The sequence below is a fragment of the Ruania suaedae genome (assembly GCF_021049265.1).
In the GTDB taxonomy this organism is placed as follows: Bacteria; Actinomycetota; Actinomycetes; order Actinomycetales; family Beutenbergiaceae; genus Ruania; species Ruania suaedae.
On record NZ_CP088018.1, the window covers coordinates 2673270 to 2694165 of the forward strand.

General features: G+C 71.9%; 17 protein-coding genes. 7 read left to right on the forward strand and 10 right to left on the reverse strand.

All coding sequences use genetic code 11. The features are described 5' to 3' along the window. Window positions 1-113: 113 nt before the first annotated feature. The gene (locus LQF12_RS12260; RefSeq protein ID WP_231053214.1) at window positions 114-998 is read right to left on the reverse strand and encodes a sugar phosphate isomerase/epimerase family protein; all 885 of its coding nucleotides are present in this window, start codon (window positions 996-998) and stop codon (window positions 114-116) included. A gap of 218 nt (window positions 999-1216) precedes the next feature. Here LQF12_RS12260 and LQF12_RS12265 point away from each other — a divergent pair, with 218 nt between their 5' ends. The 6 genes from LQF12_RS12265 (at window position 1217) to LQF12_RS12290 (ending at window position 8584) form a co-directional block, all read left to right on the forward strand. Beyond that, window positions 1217-2902 carry a DUF885 domain-containing protein gene (locus tag LQF12_RS12265; protein WP_231053215.1) on the forward strand — a complete coding sequence of 562 codons (1686 nt, stop codon included), beginning with the start codon at window positions 1217-1219 and terminating at the stop codon, window positions 2900-2902. A 50-nt stretch (window positions 2903-2952) separates the two neighbouring features. Further along, the gene (locus LQF12_RS12270) at window positions 2953-3633 is read left to right on the forward strand and encodes a Maf family protein (RefSeq protein ID WP_231053216.1); all 681 of its coding nucleotides are present in this window, start codon (window positions 2953-2955) and stop codon (window positions 3631-3633) included. Window positions 3634-3897: 264 nt separating this feature from the next. Further along, window positions 3898-5742 (forward strand): acetyl/propionyl/methylcrotonyl-CoA carboxylase subunit alpha, encoded by a 1845-nt coding sequence (locus LQF12_RS12275; protein ID WP_231053217.1) that lies wholly within the window; start codon window positions 3898-3900, stop codon window positions 5740-5742. 39 nt (window positions 5743-5781) lie between these two features. Beyond that, complete coding sequence (locus LQF12_RS12280) at window positions 5782-6696, forward strand: NUDIX domain-containing protein (RefSeq protein WP_231053218.1); 915 nt, start codon at window positions 5782-5784, stop codon at window positions 6694-6696. A 51-nt stretch (window positions 6697-6747) separates the two neighbouring features. Then, window positions 6748-7695, forward strand: coding sequence for a 2,3,4,5-tetrahydropyridine-2,6-dicarboxylate N-succinyltransferase (gene dapD, locus LQF12_RS12285; protein WP_231053219.1), 948 nt, complete (start codon window positions 6748-6750; stop codon window positions 7693-7695). After that, entirely contained in the window at window positions 7685-8584 is a 900-nt protein-coding gene (locus LQF12_RS12290; protein WP_231053220.1) for a hypothetical protein, read from the forward strand. Before dapD ends, LQF12_RS12290 begins: the two co-directional genes overlap by 11 nt. Before the next feature lie 59 nt (window positions 8585-8643). Here LQF12_RS12290 and LQF12_RS12295 read toward each other — a convergent pair whose 3' ends face one another. The 4 genes from LQF12_RS12295 to fdxA all read right to left on the reverse strand — a co-directional run bounded on the left by LQF12_RS12295 (window position 8644) and on the right by fdxA (window position 12486). Beyond that, on the reverse strand, window positions 8644-9435 hold the full coding sequence (locus LQF12_RS12295; protein WP_231053221.1) for a hypothetical protein: 792 nt from the start codon (window positions 9433-9435) through the stop codon (window positions 8644-8646). A gap of 183 nt (window positions 9436-9618) precedes the next feature. Continuing rightward, a complete protein-coding gene (locus tag LQF12_RS12300) occupies window positions 9619-10914 on the reverse strand; it encodes a citrate synthase (RefSeq protein ID WP_231053222.1) in 1296 nt (431 codons plus the stop codon). A gap of 127 nt (window positions 10915-11041) precedes the next feature. Continuing rightward, window positions 11042-12160 carry a succinyldiaminopimelate transaminase gene (gene dapC / locus LQF12_RS12305; RefSeq protein WP_231053223.1) on the reverse strand — a complete coding sequence of 373 codons (1119 nt, stop codon included), beginning with the start codon at window positions 12158-12160 and terminating at the stop codon, window positions 11042-11044. 5 nt (window positions 12161-12165) lie between these two features. After that, on the reverse strand, window positions 12166-12486 hold the full coding sequence (fdxA, locus tag LQF12_RS12310; RefSeq protein ID WP_159619995.1) for a ferredoxin: 321 nt from the start codon (window positions 12484-12486) through the stop codon (window positions 12166-12168). A 168-nt stretch (window positions 12487-12654) separates the two neighbouring features. Between fdxA and LQF12_RS12315 the strand changes: the two genes are divergently transcribed. Then, the gene (locus LQF12_RS12315; RefSeq protein WP_231053224.1) at window positions 12655-12885 is read left to right on the forward strand and encodes a putative acetyltransferase; all 231 of its coding nucleotides are present in this window, start codon (window positions 12655-12657) and stop codon (window positions 12883-12885) included. An 18-nt stretch (window positions 12886-12903) separates the two neighbouring features. Here the strand turns inward: LQF12_RS12315 and LQF12_RS12320 are convergent, their stop codons facing one another. From LQF12_RS12320 to LQF12_RS12340, 5 genes are all read right to left on the reverse strand, one after another. Then, window positions 12904-14832 carry a VanW family protein gene (locus tag LQF12_RS12320; RefSeq protein ID WP_231053225.1) on the reverse strand — a complete coding sequence of 643 codons (1929 nt, stop codon included), beginning with the start codon at window positions 14830-14832 and terminating at the stop codon, window positions 12904-12906. Window positions 14833-14947: 115 nt separating this feature from the next. Further along, window positions 14948-15436 (reverse strand): flavin reductase family protein, encoded by a 489-nt coding sequence (locus LQF12_RS12325; protein WP_290370692.1) that lies wholly within the window; start codon window positions 15434-15436, stop codon window positions 14948-14950. Then, window positions 15423-16865, reverse strand: a complete 1443-nt coding sequence (locus tag LQF12_RS12330) for a PIG-L family deacetylase (RefSeq protein ID WP_231053226.1) — start codon at window positions 16863-16865, stop codon at window positions 15423-15425. Before LQF12_RS12330 ends, LQF12_RS12325 begins: the two co-directional genes overlap by 14 nt. Window positions 16866-17008: 143 nt before the next feature. Further along, the gene (gene typA, locus LQF12_RS12335; RefSeq protein ID WP_231053227.1) at window positions 17009-18922 is read right to left on the reverse strand and encodes a translational GTPase TypA; all 1914 of its coding nucleotides are present in this window, start codon (window positions 18920-18922) and stop codon (window positions 17009-17011) included. Window positions 18923-19075: 153 nt separating this feature from the next. Continuing rightward, a complete protein-coding gene (locus LQF12_RS12340) occupies window positions 19076-20878 on the reverse strand; it encodes an ABC transporter ATP-binding protein (protein WP_231053228.1) in 1803 nt (600 codons plus the stop codon). Between the last annotated feature and the right edge of the window lie 18 nt (window positions 20879-20896).

Below are 20896 nucleotides of genomic sequence, written 5' to 3' on the forward strand. Positions count from 1 at the left end.
CACGTCCGCTTCGCTGCATCCTCGACTTCCTCGCCCGGCCGCGAGTTGCCCCGAATTGTCGGTTCCAGTCGGGCGCTGGCGACAGTTCGGGGCAACGCGGGAACCGGCGACGGTCAGCGCGACGGCCCTGAGAACATCTCCCCGAACCCGAGCCCGGCGAGGTGCTCGCGGGACATCGCCAGCGACTCGAACGGGTCCCTGCCGTAGGTGGCGTCCTGTTCGATCAGCAGGTGGGCGGCGCCGGCGGCGATGCCGGCATACACGACGGCGGCCCAGTCCAGCGTGCCCTGACCCACCTCGGCGAACTGCACGGGTTGGTTCAGGTGCTGCTGGACCGCCGAACGGTCACCGGCCGCGAGCGCCTCGAAGGCCTCGGCCGCGGGCAGACCCACCCGGAAGTCCTTCAGGTGCACCAGGTCGACCGCACCGGCGAAGCGCTGGAGCGTACGGACCGGGTCGTGCCCGCCGCGCTGGACCCAGTGGACATCGAGTTCGAGCCACATCGCGGGCGCCTCGGTGCGGATCGTCTCCAGCACCTCCCGCCCGCCCAGGTGCGCGAACTCGAGATGGTGGTTGTGGTAGGACAGGCGGATCCCGTCGTCGGCCAGGCGCCGGGCCATCGCCTCGGCGTCGCGGCAGAACTGCACCAGCGCCTGCTCGTCCCGGAGGGCGGCCAGCGGCAGCATCCCGATGCGGATGCGCTCGGTGCCCAGCCGGCGCGCCGTGTCGCGGAGGTGCTCATAGTCCTCGAGCAGGGAGGGGTTGGCACCGCCGCCCGCCTCCATCGTCCCCGACAGCGCCGCGTAGCCGAGGCCGAGCTCATCACGCGCTCGCTCGAAGACCGCCACGTTCTCCGCGGTGAGCGGGACCTGGGAGACCTCGATGTTCGCCAGCCCGATCCCGGCCAGCCGCTCGAGCACCGGCGCCAGCCCGAGTGATTCCACCTGCTCGCGCACGGTCATGAGCTGGACACCGATGCGGGCGGTCTGTGCGGTCATCGGGCCAGTCTGGTCCGCGATCGCAGCCGCAGGAAGCAGTTGCCCTCGGTTGCCGAGGGTGCCCGCCCCCGATCGATCGCTTCCCCTGACCGGGCCGACACGAATGCGTGCCTCGCCGCAGCATGCTGCCGCAGCATGACGCAGCCGTGTCGCTCCGGTCAGGCGCGCCCGGTCATTGCGCTGGGAGTGCGCCGCCCCGGCCGGGTACCGTGCCCGTCATGACCGACCCAGCAGGTTGGCGCGCCCGCACGCGCACCGACGAGATCGCCGATTCCTACGTCCGCACCCTGACCGGGCTCAGCCCGATGTTCGCCACCGAGGCCGGTTTGCCCGGCCGCGAGGACAGCCTCGACGACTTCTCCCCGGCGGGGCACGCCGCGTTCACCGACGCCGCGCGCGCCACCCTGGCCGCCCTGGACGCGATCGAGCCGGCCGACGACGTGGACCGGGTGACCCAGCACGCGATGCGCGAACGGCTCGGGCTGGAGATCGAGCTGGCCGAGGCCGGTGAGCACCTCGCCGACCTGAACGTCATCGCCTCCCCGCTGCAGAGCATCCGGGAGATCTTCGACCTCATGCCCACCGACTCCTCCGACGACTGGCGCACGATCGCCGCCCGGATGCGGGCGGTACCGGCCGCCGTCGAGGGGTACGTGCAGTCCCTGCACGAGGGTGCCGCCCAGGGCCGGATGGCCGCGATCCGGCAGGTGGAGGCCGGGATCACCGAGGCCGAGGGCCTCGCCGGGGACGACAGCTTCTGGCAGCAGCTCGCCGACGACGCCGCCGTCGGCGGCAGGATCCCGCCCGAGGACGTCCAGGTGGCCCTGCACGAGGGCGCACTCGCGGCCCGGGCCGGCTACGCCGGGCTCGCGCACGCGCTGCGCGAGCTGGCGCCGCTGGCACCGGTGGAGGACGCCGTCGGGCGCGAGCGGTACGAGCGCTTCTCGCGCACCTTCGTCGGAGCGGCGGTGGACCTGGACGAGACCTACGAGTGGGGGCTGTCCGAGCTGGAGTCGATCGTGGCCGAGCAGCAGGTGCTGGCCGAGAGGATCAGCGGGCCCGGTGCCACCATCGAGCAGGCGATGGCCGAGCTCGACGCCGATCCCGCCCGCACCCTGCACGGCACCGACGCCCTGCGCGAGTGGATGCAGGCCACCGCCGACGAGGCCGTCGCAGCGCTGGCCGGCACGCAGTTCGACATCCCCGACCCGGTGCGCACCATCGAGTGCTGCATCGCCCCCACCGAGAGCGGCGGGATCTACTACACCCCGCCCAGCAGCGACTTCTCCCGCCCCGGGCGGATGTGGTGGTCGGTGCCGCCGGGCGTGACCGAGTTCGCCACCTGGCGGGAGAAGACCACCGTCTACCACGAGGGCGTGCCCGGTCATCACCTGCAGGTCGGGCAAACCATCCACCGCGCCGCCACCCTCAACGACTGGCGCCGGATGGCCTGCTGGGTCAGCGGTCACGGGGAGGGATGGGCGCTCTACGCCGAACGGCTCATGCAGGACCTCGGCTTCCTGGACGACCCGGCCGATGCGATCGGGATGCTGGACGGGCAGCGGCTGCGCGCCGCCCGGGTGGTCATCGACATCGGCGTGCACCTGGGCAAGCCGTGCCCCGAGAAGTGGGGCGGCGGGACCTGGGACGCCGAGAAGGCCTGGCCGTTCCTGGACGCCAACGTCAACATGCCTGAGGGCTTCAAGCGATTCGAGCTCAACCGCTACCTCGGCTGGCCCGGGCAGGCCCCCTCCTACAAGGTCGGCCAGCGGCTGTGGGAACAGCTGCGCGAGGAGACCCGCGCACGGGAGGGCGCGGAGTTCGACCTGGCGCGCTTCCACCGCCGCGCCCTGGACGTGGGGTCGGTCGGACTCGACACGCTGCGGATGGCGCTGCTGGGCTGAGGACCACCCGCCCGCTCCACCCGAGCCCCGACGGCGTAGGGTCAGGCCTTGTGAGCGCACCCACCCTGATTCTCGCCTCGGCCTCCCCTGCCCGGGCGGCGCTGCTCCGCGCCGCCGGCGTCGAGCCCGAGATCCGCCCGGCGGACGTGGACGAGGAGGCGCTGCTGGCCCACGCCACCACCTCGGCCGGCCTGGCGGCCCTGCCCGTACCGGAGGCGGTGGCGCTGCTGGCGCGGGCGAAGGCCGAGGCCGTGGCGAGCCGGCCGGCGACCACGGCCCGGGCGACCGGGCCCGAGGGCGAGGGCCACGACGGCGAGGCGCCCTCCGCCGTCGTGATCGGTTGTGACTCGCTGCTCGAACTCGACGGCACGGCCTACGGCAAGCCCCGCGAACCGGCGGTCGCACGTGAGCGCTGGCAGCGCATGCGCGGACGCTCCGGAACGCTGCACACCGGGCACCACCTGATCTATGGCGAGGAGCGTGCCCATGCGGTCTCGAGCACGGTGGTGCACTTCGCCGATCTGACCGACGCCGAGATCGACGCCTACCTCGCCACGGGCGAGCCGCTGGTGGTCGCCGGCGCGTTCACACTCGACGGGTTCGGCGGCGCGTTCGTCACCGGCGTCGAGGGCGATCCGCATGGGGTGGTGGGCCTGAGCCTGCCCTTGGTGCGGGTGCTGCTGGCGGATCTGGGGCTGGCATGGACCGGCTTCTGGAGCGCGCGCCCATGACGAGCCGATGACCAATCCCGGAACCAGCCTTTGTACACCTCGAACTACTCGCGAGGACACACGCGCCGCCAACACCCACCGAAGTTGTGGGAATCCTACAACTGGCACCCGGAGCCCTTGACTCCTGGAACAGACTTGCGCCACACCCGCCGCGCAGTTGGGTCACATCAACCGGCGGGTACTAGCGTGGGCTGACGCCCATCGCGTCGCTGATCGCTGGTGCCCGACGCGATCACCAGTCCTGGCCCGGAACGAGGAGAGTGCATGTCGACGAGCGCAGCGCCGGAAGCATCGACAACCAGATGCGGCAAAGTGCTCATCGCCAACCGTGGCGAGATCGCCGTCCGGGTCGCCCGGGCCTGCCGTGACGCCGGCCTGGCCTCGGTCGGCGTCTACGCCGACTCCGACCGCGACGCCCAGCACGTCCAGCTGGTCGACGAGGCATTCGCCCTGCACGGGTCCCGTGCCGCCGAGACCTACCTCGACGTCAACAAGATCCTCGACGTGGCCCGCCGCTCCGGCGCCGACTCCATCCACCCCGGCTACGGGTTCCTCTCCGAGAACGCCGACTTCGCGCGCGCCGTCATCAGCGCCGGGCTGACCTGGATCGGGCCCCCGCCGGACGCGATCGACGCCCTCGGGGACAAGGTCAGCGCCCGCCACATCGCCCAGCGCGCCGGTGCGCCGCTCGTGGCCGGCACCCCGGACCCGGTGGCCGATGCGAGCGAGGTGCACGCCTTCGCCGCCGAGCACGGGCTGCCGATCGCGATCAAGGCGGCCTTCGGCGGCGGCGGGCGCGGGCTGAAGGTGGCCCGCACCGCCGAGGAGATCGACGCGATGTTCGAATCCGCGGTGCGCGAGGCCACCGCGGCGTTCGGGCGCGGGGAGTGCTTCGTGGAGCGCTTCCTCGACCGCCCGCGGCACGTGGAGACCCAGTGCCTGGCCGACAACCACGGCACCGTGGTGGTGGTCTCCACCCGGGACTGCACCCTGCAGCGCCGCCACCAGAAGCTGGTGGAGGAGGCACCCGCTCCCTTCCTCACCCCCCAGCAGGACGCGCAGCTGCGGGAGGCCTCGATCGCCATCCTCACCGAGGCCGGCTACCGCGGCGCCGGCACCTGCGAGTTCCTCATCGGCACCGACGGCACGATCTCCTTCCTCGAGGTCAACACCCGCCTGCAGGTCGAGCACTGCGTCAGCGAGGAGATCGCCGGAATCGACCTGGTGCGCGAGCAGTTCCGCATCGCCGACGGCGAGGAGCTGGGCTACACCGAGGTCACCACCCGCGGGCACTCCTTCGAGTTCCGCATCAACGGCGAGGACCCGTTCGGAAACTTCCTGCCCTCCCCCGGCACGGTCAACACGTTGCGCTGGCCCTCGGGGCCTGGGGTGCGGGTCGACTCCGGCATCGTGGCCGGTGACACGATCTCCGGCGCCTTCGACTCGATGCTGGCCAAGGTCATCGTCACCGGCGCCACCCGCACCGAGGCGCTGCAGCGGGCGCGCCGAGCGATCGGCGAGACCGAGGTGACCGGCATCCCCACGGTGCTGCCCTTCTTCCGCGCCGTGCTTGCCGACGCCGAGTTCGCCGCCGACCGGCTGGAGGACTTCGGCGTCTACACCACCTGGATCGAGAACGAGTTCGCCTCCCGTCTGGCCGCCCAGGCCCAGGCACCGGCCTCCGGCGCAGGCCCCGCACCTGCCTCCCCGGCCGAGCCCGAGGGCGAGGTGGAGCGGGTCGTCGTCGAGGTCGGCGGCAAGCGCCTGGAGGTCGTGCTGCCCGCCGGGCTCAGCATCGGCGGCGCGGGTAAGGCAGGCAAGGCGCGCCGCCCCGCCCGTCGCTCCAACGGGCGGTCCGCAGCCGCCGCGGTCGGCGGGAACTCCCTCGCCTCCCCGATGCAGGGCACCATCGTGAAGGTGGCCGTGGCCGACGGCGAGCTCGTGGCCGAAGGGGACCTGGTGGTCGTGCTCGAGGCGATGAAGATGGAGCAGCCGCTCGTGGCCCACCGCGCCGGCCGGGTGCACGGCCTGAGCGCCGCCGTCGGTCAGACGGTGAGCTCGGGCACGGTGATCTGCCAGATCGACGTCATGCCGGAGTCCGGGGACTGAGCCTGCGGCGGTCGTGGGCCCGGCACGTAGGCTGACGACGTGACCCACCCGCGCCCCCACCCCAGCCGCCCGGCCGACTGGCGCCCGGAGGGCCCGTGGGAGAGCTGGGTGGACTGCGGGTGCGGCGCGCGGCACTGGGGACGCGCCGGGGCCGCCGGCCTGCTGATCCTGGACCCTGGTGAGGGCAGCGGGAACGCAGGGGACGCCGTCGGGCGGGTGCTGCTGCAGCACCGGGCGAACTGGACGCACCACGGGGGCACCTGGGGCGTGCCCGGTGGCGCGCTGCGCCCGGACGAGACACCGTGGGCCGGCGCCGTGCGCGAGGCCCGCGAGGAGGCCGGTATCGAGCCGGACTCGCTGACGCTGCTCGCCACCCGGGTGCTGACCCACCCGGACTGGAGCTACACCACCGCACTGGCGCGGGCCACCGGGCCCCTCACGCCCCGTCCCACCGACGCCGAGAGCGCCGAGATCGCCTGGGCGGCGATGACCGAGGTGACCGAGCGGCCGCTGCTGCCCGCCTTCGCCGAGGCCTGGCCCGAGCTGAGCGGGATGCTCACCCGCCGCCCCGCACTCGTGGTCGATGCGGCGAACGTGGTCGGATCGCGCCCGGACGGGTGGTGGAAGGACCGCGCGGGCGCGGCCTCACGCCTGCTGGCGCGGCTAGAGGCCCTGGCCCACGACGGCGTCCCCGCCCCGGTGCTGGGCCTGCCCGGAGACCTGTGGTGGCCCGAGATCGTCCTGGTCACCGAGGGTGCGGCGCGCGGGGCCGGGCCCGGGCAACGGGTGCGGGTGGTGGCCGCGAGCGGGGAGGGCGACGACGAGATCGTCGCCCAGGTGCGAGCCCTACGCGAGGCCGGAGCCGATCCGGTGGTGGTGGCCACGGCCGACCGCGGGCTGATCGCCCGCGTGAGCGCGCTCGGGGCCGGGCACACCGGACCGCGCAGCGTGTAGCAGCGCTCGGACGTGGGCCCTCAGGCGGGGCGTGCTCGGTAGGCTGGCCCCATGACACGCACCGCCTGGGGAATCGGACTGGCCACCATCACCGACGACGACCAGACGCTCGACGTCTGGTACCCGAAGCCGGGGCTCGGTGACGAACCGGCGCAGAGCAGCGGACCCTACGGTGTTCCCGCCGATCTGGCCTCGCTGGCCACGATCGACCGGGCCCGCGGCACGCGGCAGGTGGTCGAGCACCGCAGCATCGACCTCGATACCGCACCGGCGGACGCCGCCGACGCGTACCTGCGCCTGCACCTGCTCTCCCACCGGCTCGTCCAGCCGAACTCGATCAACCTCGACGGGCTGTTCGGGGTGCTCTCGAACGTGGTGTGGACCTCCGCCGGGCCCTGCTCGGTGGCCGACTTCGAGAAGACCCGGCTGGCGCTGCGGGTGGCCCACAAGGGCGCGCCGATCACCGTCTACGGCGTGGACAAGTTCCCCCGGATGGTCGACTACGTCGTCCCCACCGGGGTCCGGATCGCCGACGCCGACCGGGTCCGGCTCGGCGCCCACCTGGCCTCCGGAACCACCGTGATGCACGAGGGCTTCGTGAACTTCAACGCCGGGACGCTGGGGGCCTCCATGGTGGAGGGGCGCATCTCCCAGGGGGTCGTGGTCGGGGATGGCTCCGACATCGGCGGTGGCGCCTCGATCATGGGCACCCTCTCCGGCGGCGGCACCCACCGGATCGCGATCGGAGCCCGCTGCCTGCTGGGCGCGAACGCGGGGCTGGGGATCTCCCTGGGCGACGACTGCGTCGTCGAGGCGGGCCTGTATCTGACGGCGGGCACGAAGGTGACGCTGGCGGGGTCCGGGGATGTGGTCGCGGCACGCGACCTCTCGGGCACCCCGAACCTGCTGTTCCGCCGCAACTCGACCACCGGCGCGGTGGAGGCGATCGAACGCAGCGGCGCGGGGATCGCGCTGAACACCGCGCTCCATGCCCAGTAGCTCACGGAGGCGGCGAGCGGCAGGGCGCACGGTCGCGCTGCTCGCCGCGCTGGGCCTGGTGGTCGCCGGTGGCGTGATCGTCCTGGACCGCGTGAGCGACGCGCCGCCCACCGTGCAGCGCTGCCTGGCCTCCGACGGCGACCGCGCCGCCGCGCTGGATCCGGAGCAGTCGGACAATGCGGCGATCATCGCCGCGATCACGGCCGAGCGCTCGCTGCCGGCGCGGGCGCTGACGATCGCGCTGGCCACGGCCATGCAGGAGTCACGCATCCGCAACCTCGACTACGGCGATCGCGACTCCCTGGGCATGTTCCAGCAGCGCCCCTCCCAGGGCTGGGGCACCGAGGAGCAGGTGCAGGACCCGTACTACGCCACCGGCGCCTTCTACGACGGGCTCGTCCAGGTGGCCGGCTACCAGGACATGGAGATCACCGTGGCGGCCCAGGAGGTCCAGCGCTCGGGGTTCCCCGACGCCTACGCCCAGCACGAGACCATGGCGCGGCTGTTCGCCTCGGCGCTGACCGGCTACACCGAGGGCGGGGTGATCTGCCGGCTCTCGCCGGCCAGTCCGGTGGAGCAGGCCGAGCTCGGCCAGGTGCTTCCGGCGCGGATGGCGGTGGACCTGCCCTCGCTCACGGCGGAGCGGACCGAGCACGACGGCGCAGCTCACCTCCTGGTGGACGCCTCACCCCTGGGCAGTCAGACCGAGCGGCTGGGCTGGACGGTGGCGGCGTGGGCGGTGATGACGGCCGAGGCCACCGGCGCCTCGGAGGTGGCGGTGGCGGGGCAGCACTGGGTGCGCGCCGACGGGACCGACGCCGAGTGGAGGCCGGTGCCGGAGGGGCACCCGGCGGCGGATGACCCGGCCGGGACGGTGCGGGTGAGCTGAGGGGGCTCTGAGGAGGCAGCGCCGCCCTGGGGCGCGGGTTTGACCGGCCGTTCTGCGGATCAGGAGCCGAGGGGGTGCCAACCGGCGAAGCCGGGAAGGGGAACGTTCGCCAGCACGGCCGCGGCGATCGCTGCCATGATGAAGGCCCAGCCACCGCGCAGGCGCCTGTCCTGCTCCAGACCTGCCGGGGCCGGTTCGCGCCCGGTAGCGGCGCGGCGCCCGCCGTGCCACAACGGCCCGGGCTCGGTCAGTAGGAACACCATCCACAGCAGCGGTATCGCCGAGGCGAGCCAGAACCAGGCCCACCGGGTGGCGAACCTGGGTTGGGGTCCGGTGGCCAGCGCGATCAGCAGGCCCGCGGCGAGGAACAGTCCCGGCACGGCCACCCAGCCGCCGAACACGTGGGCCAGGTAGCCGTTGGTGTCCACCTGACCGCGCATCGGCGCCACCTCGGTGACCTCGACCCCGGCGGCGCGGGCGCGTTCGGCCAGGCCGGCCGCCTCGTCGAGATCCGGCTGATCGGGGGCGGTGGCGCGCCCGGCGTCGGCCTGCCGATACTCGTACTGCGTGGCGAAATCCAGCAGTCCCGTATCCCAGCGCACGGTGAAGCGGCCCTGGATGGCGCCGTCCCCGGGTGTGGGGCGTTCGATCTGCATCGCCGTGACACGGCCCGCGTCCAGATCATCCTGCAGCCGGGCCATCGAGCTCGGGACCGGGCGGGTGACCTCGTTGCTCAGGAGCAACGCCATCAGGATCAGCAGCACGATCCGTATCGCCACACCGGCGCGCGAGGAGTCGCCCGCCGGCGCCGTGCGCGCGTCGAGCACCTGTGATCCCGCGCCCCCGACCATCGGTCCACGGTAACGCCGGTGCGCCGTCGACGACCAGCGATCTGGGGATCTGGAGGCCCGAAAATCAGGGTCGATCGCGAGAAGGGGTCAATTCTTCGGCCCCTGGAGGGGCCGGTGGCGGCGAGTGGCGGCGAGTGGCGGCGGCGAGAGCCGGTGGCGGCGGGGCCGTGACCCCGCCGCGCCTCAGCGCTCGCTGATCGGGGTGTAGTCCCGCGCGGTGTAGCCGGTGTAGACCTGGCGCGGACGGCCGATCTTGGTGGTCGGGTCGTTCATCATCTCGCGCCACTGGGCGATCCAGCCCGGCGCGCGCCCGACGGCGAACAGCGGGGTGAACATGTTCGTCGGGAAGCCCATCGCCTTGTAGATCAGCCCGGTGTAGAAGTCCACGTTCGGGTAGAGCTTGCGCTGGATGAAGTAGTCGTCCGAGAGGGCGATCTCCTCCAGACGCATCGCGATCTCGAGCTGCTCGTCGCTCTTGCCGAGCTTCTTCAGCACCGTGTCGGCCACGCCCTTGACGATCGCCGCGCGCGGGTCGTAGTTCTTGTACACCCGGTGGCCGAAGCCCATCAGGCGGACGCCCTTCTCCTTGTTCTTCACGCGGGTCATGAACGTGTCGACGTCGTCGTCGCTGGCCTGGATCTCGTTCAGCATCGCCAGCACGGCCTCGTTCGCGCCGCCGTGCAGCGGGCCCGAGAGCGCGCCGATGCCGGCCGAGACGCTCGCGTACAGGTTCGCGTGCGCCGAGCCGACGATCCGCACCGTGGAGGTGGAGCAGTTCTGCTCGTGGTCGGCGTGCAGGATCAGCAGCAGGTTCAGCGCCTTGACCAGCTCGGGGTCGGTCTCGTAGTCATCGCCGGTGGCGAAGCACATCCGCAGGAAGTCCTGCACGTAGTCGAGGGAGTGGTCCGGGCCGATCATCTCCTCACCGCGGGAGCGGCGGAAGGCGTAGGCCGCGATCGTCGGCATCTTCGCCAGCAGCAGCACGGTGGCCAGCTCGACGGCCTCGGCGTCGAAGGGGTCGGCGCTCTCGGGGTAGTAGCCCGGCAGCGCCGAGACCGCGGAGGAGAGCACCGCCATCGGGTGCGCACCCTGCGGGAACGCGCCGATGAGGGCCGTGAAGTTGTCGTGCAGGTGGGTGTGCCGCTCGATCCGCTCACTGAAGGCGGAGAGCTCGTCGGCGCTGGGGAGCTCACCCTTGATGAGCAGATAGGCGACCTCGAGGAAGGAGGACTGCTCCGCGAGCTGCTCGATCGGGTAGCCGCGGTAGCGCAGGATGCCGGCGTCACCATCGATGTAGGTGATCTTCGACTCGCAGTTCGCGGTGTTCATGAACCCCGAGTCGAGCGTGACGAGGCCGGTCTCCTTGAGCAGGTTGGAGATGTGGACGCCGTCGTTGCCCTCCACTGCCGGAACGCGCGCGAACTCCAGTTCGTGGTCGTCCACACGGAACGTGGCGGGGGTCAGAGTGGCGTCGGACATGAGTGTCCCTTCCTAGCGTCAAGAAGATCGTGGCGTTCGGGCTCCCAATCGAGTCCGATAGCAGAGATTCCCCCCACAACGTACCTGCGGATCACGGCGTTCGGGAAATCCTCGGAGGTTTCTCTCGTCACAGGCTCAGCCGGCTCACAGCCTGCTCGATCTGCGCGTCCGGCGCCGTCAGCGCCACCCGCAGGTGTTCGCCGCTCGCGGCGCCGTAGAACACACCCGGGCCCGCCAGGATGCCCCGGTCGGCGAAATCGCCGAGCATCGACCAGCAGTCGCCGGCGCCCTCCTGGCGCACCCACAGGTACAACCCCGCCTCGGAGTGGTCCACCACGTACCCGGCCCCGGTCAGGGCTGTCAGCAGAGCCTCCCGACGGCGCAGGTACCGCTCCCGCTGGGCCTGCACGTGCGAGGGGTCACCCAGGGCAGCGATGGTGGCGGCCTGCACCGGCGCCGGCACCATCATCCCCATGTGCCGCCGCAGCTGCAGCACAGCGTCGACGAGGCGGGCATCCCCGGCGGCGAAGGCCGCCCGGTAGCCGGCCAGGTTGGACTGCTTCGAGAGCGAGTACACCACCAGCAGGCCCGTGTGGTCGCCGCCGCTGACGTCCCGCTGCAGCAGGCACGGAACTCCCGACCCCACCCACGGCTGCGTCCACGGCAGCTCGGCGTAGCACTCGTCCGAGGCGACGACGGCGCCCAGCTCCCGGGCGGCCGTGACCACCTGCCGCAGGTGCTCGGCGGGGAGCACGGCCCCGGTCGGGTTGGAGGGCGAGTTGACCCAGACCAGACGCACGGCAGGGTTGCCCGCCCAGGCTTCGGCGTCGTCGGCCACCAGCACCTGCGCGCCGGCCAGGCGCGCCCCGACGGCGTAGGTCGGGTAGGCCACCGAGGGCACCACCACGATGTCCTCGGCGCCCAGGCCCAGGAGCGAGGGCAACGTCGCCACCAGCTCCTTCGAGCCCACGGTCGGCAGCACGCCGTCCGGATCGAGGTTCGGCACACCCCGGCGGGCGGCGAACCACGCGGCCACGGCCTCCCGCAGCGCCGGGGTGCCGTGCGCCGTCGGGTAGCCGGGGGCGTCAGCGGCCGCGGCCAGCGCCTCGCGCACCACCGCCGGGGTCGGGTCGACCGGGGTCCCGATGGACAGGTCCACCAGGCCGTCCGGGTGCTCGCGAGCACGTTCGCGGTAGGGAACCACCGCGTCCCACGGGTACGCCTCCGTCAGTTGGACGAAGCCCACGAGGCCTACTCGGCCTGCGGCGGCAGGGCGCTGATGATCGGGTGGTCCTTGGGGATCAGGCCGAGCTTGGCGGCGCCACCGGGCGAGCCGATGTCGTCGAAGAAGTCGACGTTCGCCTTGTAGTACTCGGCCCACTGCTCGGGCACGTCGTCCTCGTAGTAGATCGCCTCGACGGGGCAGACCGGCTCGCAGGCACCGCAGTCCACGCACTCGTCGGGGTGGATGTACAGGGACCGTTCACCCTCGTAGATGCAGTCCACAGGGCACTCGTCGATGCAGGCCTTGTCCTTGACATCCACGCATGGCTGCGCGATCACGTACGTCACGAGCGTCTTCCTTCCGTCACGGGGGCGCTGGCCGCACCAGAGGTGAGACCAGGCGGTGAGCACCGCGGTGCGTATGCGGGCACCGTCGTGCTCTGTGCCTAGTATCCAGCATGTACCCGGTGCCTAGCGATCTGGGGGCCGGTCCGCTCCGAGGAATGAGACACATCGATGCCCGAACGTCCCCCCGAGCCCGGCGGCTGGCGCTCCTGGCGGCCGGGTGAGCGCGTGGTGGTGCGCTTCCGCCTGCCCGAGGGTGGCCTGACCGATGCGCTCGGGGAGGTGGTTCGGGTCGGTCCGGGCGGGCTGGCGATCCGCACCCGCCGGGGCGTGGTGGACGTCCCCGCCGAGGCGGTGATGCTCGCCAAGCGGGTCCCGCCGCCCCCGCCGCGGCGCCGCTGACACGCTCGGTCCCGACCGCTACTCCTCGTCGGAGTCCTCATCGTCGTCGTCGGGCTCGTCCCGTGGCTCCTCCCCGCAGACGACGCGGTTCCACGGCGAGTAGGTCCAGCTGTAGGAGTCGTCCTCGACCATGTCGCCCCCGCGGGTGACGGTCCGGCTGACGCTCACGCTGAAGCCCTGCTGCCCCCCGGGCTCGGGGTGGCACTGGGGGTCGGGGTTGTACAGCGTCTGCGGCTCGGTGAAGTTGTACCGGCCGCTGACGTCGATGTTCACGTCGAAGACGTCAGTGCCCCACATCGTCACCACGACCTCGGAGTCGGTGACGTAGGCCTGGATGAGCACCCCGTAGCCCGTGTTGTTCTCGAACACCATGTCGATGCTCGGGTCGAAGACGGTCGCCTCGCGGCCCTCCGGATAGCGGGAGAACCAGCGCGAGTGCGGCTGGTGGGTGATGTCGGTGAGACCCGACTCGTAGGCGGCGTTGAACGTGGTGGTGGACACCTGCGAGAGGCCGCCACCGATGGCATCGCTGTGGAAGCCGTTGACCACCACGCCCGAGACCGTGTAGCCGTTCGCGGTGCTGATCGGGCGGAGTGCGTCGAGCAGCGAGAACTGCTCGTCGGGCAGCAGCAGCGTGCCGTTGATGTGGGAGGTGCCCGCGACCAGGTTCTCGGTACGGACCGGATCAAAGGGATAGGGAGTGCGGTAGGTGCCGATCACCTCGGTCACCCCGAGCTCCTCGGCGTCCTCGGTGGAGAACTCCGGCTCGGTCTGGGCCAGCTCGACGGCGGCGGTGCGCTCGTCCGCCTCACTCGCCACCGCAGCATCGGTCACCGCGGCGGCCAGCTCGGCCGGGTCCAGGCCGGTGCCGGTGACGGCGGGCACGATGGTGGGTTCGCCGTCGGAGAGCACGATCCGGGCGTCCCGCGGGCTCTCCCCCACCGAGTCCAGGCGCTCGGTGATGAGGTTCGCGAGGGGTTCGCCGTCGAGCACCAGCTCGAGCGCGCCGTCCTCGGCCTGCACCGAGGCGGCGGCGACGAGCTCGTCCGGGCTGAGCTCGGTGCTCTCCTCGTTCACCTCGACCGTGACCGGGCCGGAGAGCATGGGCTCGACCTGGGTGGTCATGGCCGTCTCGACGACGTCCTCGTCGATGGTCGGTGGGAGCTCGGTGGCGGGCAGCTCGATGGGCTCCTCGGTGCGCAACCAGTGCTCGGCGACGGTCTCGGCAGCGGCGTCGATGTCGACCCCGGCACCCACGACGGGCTCGGTGATCACCGGCTCACCGTCGTCGAAGGCGATGGCGCCCTCCACCGGCGGCTCGTCCAGGTTCTCGGCCAGGCCGTTGAGCGCGGAGGTGAGCTCGTCCTGCTCGACGTCGAGGATCGGGTCCTGCTCGCCGAGACCGAAGAGGTGCCCGAACACCCGGCGCGGGTGAAGGCTGAAGCCGGTGACGGAGTCGACCGTGGCGGCCGCGTCGAGTCTCAGCCCGGCGCCGGCCGGGTCGATCTCGGCGGTGACCTCGCCGAAGCTCACGTCCACCGGGGCCTGGGTCTGCTCCGACAGGCTCTCGGTCAGGACCCGCTCGGCCTCCTCCCCCGGCAGGCCGGAAAGGTTGACGCCTGCGACGGTGGTCTCGCCCGGGACACGGTCGCCGAGGAACCAGGCACCGGCCACGTATCCGCCCGCGAGCAGCACCAGGGCCGCGGCGGCGATGAGCACGGCACGGCGCCCGCGGTGTCGCTTCTTCTTCGTGGGTGTCACGGCGCTCTCGTCGGGGGTGGGGTCAGGCTGCGCGTCGAGCACGATCGTCTCGCGCTCGTCATCGGGGTGGTCCGGAGCAGCGGCCTGGTCCTGCGCCTCGGCCTGGTCCGGGGCCTCGGGCTGCTGCGCGCGGCTCGGCTCGGAACCGTCGGCCTCGCCGGCTCCCGACGTCTCTTCGTCCCGCACGTTCACGTCCTCCTGCTCGCCCCCGCCGTCACCGGCCGCCCGCCGCAGTCTATCGGCGCGGACCGCACAAACCCTGTGACCGAGCCCACCCGCGCGATCACAAAGTGATCACGCCTCACTCGATCGTGAGCATCCGGCTCAGCCGGTGCACCAGCGCGCCGGTACGGCCGGGGTTGACCCCGGAGGCGAGCACCTCCCCGACGACGACCTCGTGCGAGCCGGCCGGCTGCGTCCACGAGGTCTCGGCCTCCACCCAGGCGACGGCGTCGTCGAGGATCGCCGCACCGCTGCGCTCCCCGCGCCGGAAGCCGACCCGATCGAGCTGGTTGCGGGTGGGCCGGCCCGGACTGGCCAGCCAGTCCGCCTGGGCCCTGCCCGAGCTGCTCATCACGCTGATCGCCCATCGTGGGGCCGATTCGAGCGCCTCCCGGAACCGGGAGTCCTGGTGGACGCAGCACAGGATCGTCGGCGGATCCAGCGAGACCGAGACCACCGAGGTGGCGGTGATGGCGATGTCGTGGCGGTCCCGTACGGCGAGCACGCACACGCCGGCGGCCAGCTGCGCCATCGCGGTACGGAACTGCTCGGCGTCAGTGCCCGTCACGGAACCACCTCCGTGGCAGCAGCGCGGGCACCGCGGTCACCACCACGGACCCGACCAGCCAGATCGTGCCGATCGGCTCGTCGGTGACGATCACATCGCCGCCGGGGCCCAGGTAGGTCAGCGCCAGCACGGTGGCGACGACGGCGACGGCGTGGACGAGCACCCCGAGACGGTCGGCGAAGGCCCGGCTCAGGGTGCCGGAGCAGATGATCGCGAGCAGGCTCAGCATCACCCCGAAGGGCGGTTCCCAGCGGTGGAAGGCGGTGGCGGCGGCCGCCATCACCACGCCCAGGAGACCGGTGAAGGCCCGCATGAGCAGCACATACCAGCCGGGCACGTGCTCGTGCTCTCCCGCGCCGTCATCGGGCTCGTCGGTGACGATCGCCGGTACCTCGGCCGCCGCGAGCGCGCCGCGCAGCGAGGTCGGGCTGCCCCACCCTGGCGCCACCGCCAGCCCCACCTCGGCCTGCAGCGGCTGCAGTACCTCGTTGCTCAGCGCGAACCAGCCGACCGCGCTGCCCCGATCGGCCGGGGAGCCGACCGGTCCGCCGTCGATCTCGGAGACCAGGCCCACGTCCTGGACCTGGCTGCGGTGGGCGCGCATCGCAGCGGCGACCCGGTCGGTGACCTCGGAGGTGTCGACCACCAGATCCACCTGCGCGTCGGGCCGCACGATGCTCGCCAGTTCGGCGTCGGGGTCGGCGACCGCGAGCGAGCGTCCCAGACCGGTCATCCGCGGGCGTGCCGGGCTGCGGGACAGCCAGGCCGCGGCGGCGCGGGCGGAGGACTCCGCACGGACCACCCAGGCGACCACGGGCACGCGCCACGGTTCCAGGCCGGCGCACGGGTCGTCGTCGGCGATCGGCTCCAGGTCCTCCTCGAGGGCCAGCTCGACGGCGCGGGCCACGATCTCGTGCATGCGCACGTGGTCGGGGTGGCCGTAGCCGCCGCCGGGCTCGTCCGAGAGCACGAGATGCGGGCGCATCCGGCGCATGTGCGCGGCCAGCAGCCGTGCGGCGATCTCGCGGTCCTGCTTGGTGAGGGCGTCCCGGCCGGCGCCCGGGTCGGCGACCGCCCGGACGTGGGAGTCGCCCTCCCACTGCATACCGGAATCGGTGTACCGCTCACGACGGCGCCCGGTCAGCCCCGGGAGGGCGTCCAGGAAGGTGTGGCCCGCCACCCCGAGCGCCGCGAGCGCTCCGGCCAGCTCGCCCTCGCGCACCTGCGCCAGCGCGGGCCCATCACCCTCCAGGTGGGCGATGTCGCCGGGAATCACCTCACCGCGCTCACCCCGGTTGGCGGTGACGACGTGCACCTCGGCGCCGCGTGCGAGCCACGCCAGGATGCCGCCGCCGGTGATCGTCTCGTCGTCCGGGTGGGCGAACCCCGCCAGCACGCGGAGGCGGTCGGGTTCGGGGTCAGCAGTCACAGCATCATCCTCCCCCACGTCGCAGATCGTGCAGAACCGAGCCCGATGGGCCGAATATTTGACCCTTTCGCGGCTCGGGGATCAAAGATTCGGCCCATGGAGGGGCCGGTCGGCGCTACCGGTGCTACCGGTACTACCGGCGCTCAGACCTTGCGCCGCGCGGCCTTCGTGCGCTCGTTCTGGTCCAGGATCACCTTGCGGATGCGCACCGACTCCGGCGTGACCTCCACGCACTCGTCGTCGCGGGCGAACTCCAGCGACTCCTCGAGCGTGAGGGTGCGCGGCGGGGTGAGGTTCTCGAAGGACTCCGAGGTGGCCGAGCGGATGTTGTTGAGCTTCTTCTCCTTGGTGATGTTGACGTCCATGTCATCACCGCGGGAGTTCTCGCCGACGATCTGCCCTTCGTACACCTCGGAGGTGGGCTGGATGAAGAAGCTGCCGCGCTCCTGCAGGTTCAGCATCGCGAACGGGGTGGCGGCCCCGGCCCGGTCGGAGACCAGCGATCCGGAGGTGCGGAACTCGATCGGCCCGGCCCAGGGCTCGTAGCCCTCGGAGATGGTGTGGGCGATCCCAGTGCCGCGGGTGTCGGTGAGGAAGCGGGTGCGGAACCCGATCAGGCCGCGGGCGGGGACCAGGAACTCCATCCGGATCCAGCCGGTGCCGTGGTTGGTCATGGTCTCCATGCGCCCCTTGCGGGCGGCGAGGAGCTGGGTGACGGCGCCGAGGTACTCCTCCGGCACGTCGATCGTCATCCGCTCGACCGGCTCGCACAGCTTGCCGTCGATCTCCTTGGTGACCACCTGCGGCTTGCCGACGGTCAGCTCGAAGCCCTCGCGGCGCATCTGCTCGACCAGGATCGCCAGGGCCAGCTCACCGCGGCCCTGCACCTCCCAGGCGTCCGGCCGGTCGGTGGGCAGCACCTTGAGCGAGACGTTACCGATGAGCTCGCGGTCGAGCCGGTCCTTGACCTGCCGGGCCGTGACCTTCGCGCCCTTGACGCGGCCGGCCAGCGGGGAGGTGTTGATCCCGATCGTCATCGAGATCGCCGGGTCGTCCACGGTGATCAGCGGCAACGGCCGCGGGTTCTCGGGGTCGGTGAGGGTCTCACCGATGGTGATCTCCTCGATACCGGCCACCGCGACGATGTCGCCGGCGCCGGCGGACTCGGCCGGCACCCGGTTCAGCGCCTGGGTGCGCAGCAGCTCGCTGATGCGCACGTTCTTCATGGTGCCGTCCCTGCGGGCCCAGGCGACGGTCTGGCCCTTACGGATCGTCCCGCCGCGGATGCGCAGCAGCGCGAGACGGCCCAGGAACGGGGAGGCGTCGAGGTTGGTCACGTGCGCCTGCAGCGGAGCATCGGCGTCGTAGGTCGGCGCCGGGATCTTCTCCAGGATGGTCTGGAACAGCGGCTCCAGGTCCTCCGAGTCGGGCAGCTCGCCGTCGGCGGGCTGGTTCACGCTGGCCCGGCCGGCCTTGGCCGAGGCGTACACGACCGGAACGTCCAGGATGGCGTCCAGGTCGAGGTCGGGGACGTCGTCGGCCATGTCGGAGGCCAGGGAGAGCAGCAGGTCCTGGGACTCCGAGACCACCTCGCTGATCCGCGAGTCGGGCCGGTCGACCTTGTTCACGACCAGGATCACCGGCAGGTGCGCCGCGAGCGCCTTGCGCAGCACGAACCGGGTCTGGGGCAGCGGCCCCTCGGAGGAGTCCACCAGCAGCACGACACCGTCGACCATCGACAGTCCGCGCTCGACCTCGCCGCCGAAGTCGGCGTGGCCGGGGGTGTCGATCACGTTGATGATGATCTCGGGGTGACCGTTCGACGCGGCCGAGGGCCCGGAGTAGGCGATCGCGGTGTTCTTGGCGAGGATCGTGATCCCCTTCTCCCGCTCCAGATCGCCGGAGTCCATCGCGCGTTCATCGACGTGATCGTGGTCGCCGAAGGCACCGGACTGCCAGAGCATGGCGTCGACCAGGGTGGTCTTACCGTGGTCGACGTGGGCGACGATGGCCACGTTGCGCAGATCGGTGCGGGAAGCGAGGGTGGGCACACTCATACGTCGTTCACTCTCAGGTGTGGGAAGTGCGCCAGATCGCAGACCGGGTGCAGGCGCGCGCGCCCGGCCGGGCGCTGCCACCCAGTCTACTGGCACGGGGAGGACCAGCCGGGACACCGGCTCTCGCCGGTGCCCGGCGCACCGCCGGAGTGGTCAGCCGAGACCGTCGCCGTGCCGCCCGTGCCCGCCATGCCGCCCGTGTTCCGCCTGCTCCTGCGCCGCGAGCTCGGCAGCCGCCTCGGCCAGCAGCTGGTCACGACGCTCGCGCCGCACCTTCTGCTCCGCCGGGTCCGGCACCGGCACGGCCGCGATGAGCCGCTGCGTGTAGGGGTCCTGCGGGTCGTGCACGATCTGTGACGTGGGCCCGATCTCGGCGAGCCTGCCGTGGTGCATCACCGCGATGCGGTCGGCGAGCATCTCCACCACGGCCAGGTCGTGGCTGATGAACAGGCAGGCGAAACCGTGCTCGCGCTGCAGCTCGGAGAACAGCTCGAGCACGTTCGCCTGCACCGAGACGTCCAGGGCCGAGGTCGGCTCGTCGGCCACCAGGATCGCCGGTTCCAGGCTCAGCGCACGCGCGATACCCACGCGCTGGCGCTGACCACCGGAGAGCTCGTGCGGGTAGCGGTTGCGCATCGAGCGCGGCAGCTCCACCTGATCGAGGAGCACGTCGATCTTCTTGGTGAGCTCGGGGCCCTTGATCCCGGTGTGCAGGTAGAGCGGCTCCCCGATCGACTCCCCGATGGGCAGCCGAGGGTTCAACGACGAACCCGGGTCCTGGAAGACGATGCCCACGCGCTTGCGCAGCGCGCGCAGGTCCTTCGGGGTGATCCCGACCATGTCTCGGTCGTCGATCCGCAGGCTGCCGCCGGTCACGGGCAGCAGCCCCACCACGGCGCGCCCGATCGTGGTCTTGCCCGAGCCCGACTCCCCCACCAGGCCGACCACCTCGCCGGCACCGATGGTGAGGCTGACGCCGTCCACCGCGCGGAACGCCGGCGTACGCCCGCGCTTGGGGTATTCGATGATGATGTCCTCGGCGACCATGACCGGTTCGCCGGTCAGTCCGGCCGGCTGCTGCCCGGCCTCGACGCCGGGCGCACGCTGCTCCCGGACCTCGGCCTCGCGCGCGACGCCCAGGTGCGGGACCGCGCCGAGCAGCTGCTTGGTGTACTCGTGGCGGGGCCGGCCGAAGATCTCCTCGGCGGTCCCGCTCTCGACCACCTCTCCACGGCGCATCACGATGATCTTGTCGGCCATGTCGGCCACCACGCCCATGTCGTGGGTGATGAGCACGATGCCGGAGTCGATGCGGTTGCGCAGGTCGCGCATCAGCTTGAGGATCTCCGCCTGTACGGTCACGTCGAGAGCCGTGGTGGGCTCATCGGCGATCAGCAGCTTCGGATCACACGCCAGCGACTGGGCGATCATCGCGCGCTGGCGCTGACCACCGGAGAGCTGGTGGGGGTAGGAGTTGAACCGGGTGGCCGGGTCGGGCATCTCCACCAGGGTGAGCAGCTCGATCGCGCGCTCCTTGGCGGCGCTGGGGCCCATGTCGAAGTGGGTGCGCAGCGTCTCCACGATCTGGAAACCGATCGGGTACACCGGGTTCAGCGCCGTCATCGGCTCCTGGAAGATGACCGCCATCTCGTTGCCGCGGATCCGGCGCATCGGTGCCCCGGTCAGGCCGATCAGCTCGGTCTCGCCGAGCTTGGCGCTGCCGGTGGCGCGGCCGTTGGCCGGCAGCAGGCCGAGCAGCGACATCGAGGACTGCGACTTCCCGGATCCGGACTCACCGACGATCGCGAGCACCTCACCGGGGTGGACGTCGTAGGAGACGCCGGTGGCCGCGGGGAACCACTCCCCCTCGACGAAGAAGTCGACGCTGAGGTCGCGCACCCTGAGGATCGGCTCGGCGGTGGCCACGGGCTGCTCCGGGGCTGTCTGCGTGCTCACGCGGCAGGCTCCTTCCGA

Coding starts and splice junctions, on each gene's coding strand:
- LQF12_RS12260 (WP_231053214.1), bottom strand. CDS start 998: ATGACCGCACAGACCGCCCGCATCGGTGTCCAGCTCATGACCGTGCGC.
- LQF12_RS12265 (WP_231053215.1), top strand. CDS start 1,217: ATGACCGACCCAGCAGGTTGGCGCGCCCGCACGCGCACCGACGAGATC.
- LQF12_RS12275 (WP_231053217.1), top strand. CDS start 3,898: ATGTCGACGAGCGCAGCGCCGGAAGCATCGACAACCAGATGCGGCAAA.
- dapD (WP_231053219.1), top strand. CDS start 6,748: ATGACACGCACCGCCTGGGGAATCGGACTGGCCACCATCACCGACGAC.
- LQF12_RS12290 (WP_231053220.1), top strand. CDS start 7,685: ATGCCCAGTAGCTCACGGAGGCGGCGAGCGGCAGGGCGCACGGTCGCG.
- LQF12_RS12295 (WP_231053221.1), bottom strand. CDS start 9,435: ATGGTCGGGGGCGCGGGATCACAGGTGCTCGACGCGCGCACGGCGCCG.
- LQF12_RS12300 (WP_231053222.1), bottom strand. CDS start 10,914: ATGTCCGACGCCACTCTGACCCCCGCCACGTTCCGTGTGGACGACCAC.
- LQF12_RS12315 (WP_231053224.1), top strand. CDS start 12,655: ATGCCCGAACGTCCCCCCGAGCCCGGCGGCTGGCGCTCCTGGCGGCCG.
- typA (WP_231053227.1), bottom strand. CDS start 18,922: ATGAGTGTGCCCACCCTCGCTTCCCGCACCGATCTGCGCAACGTGGCC.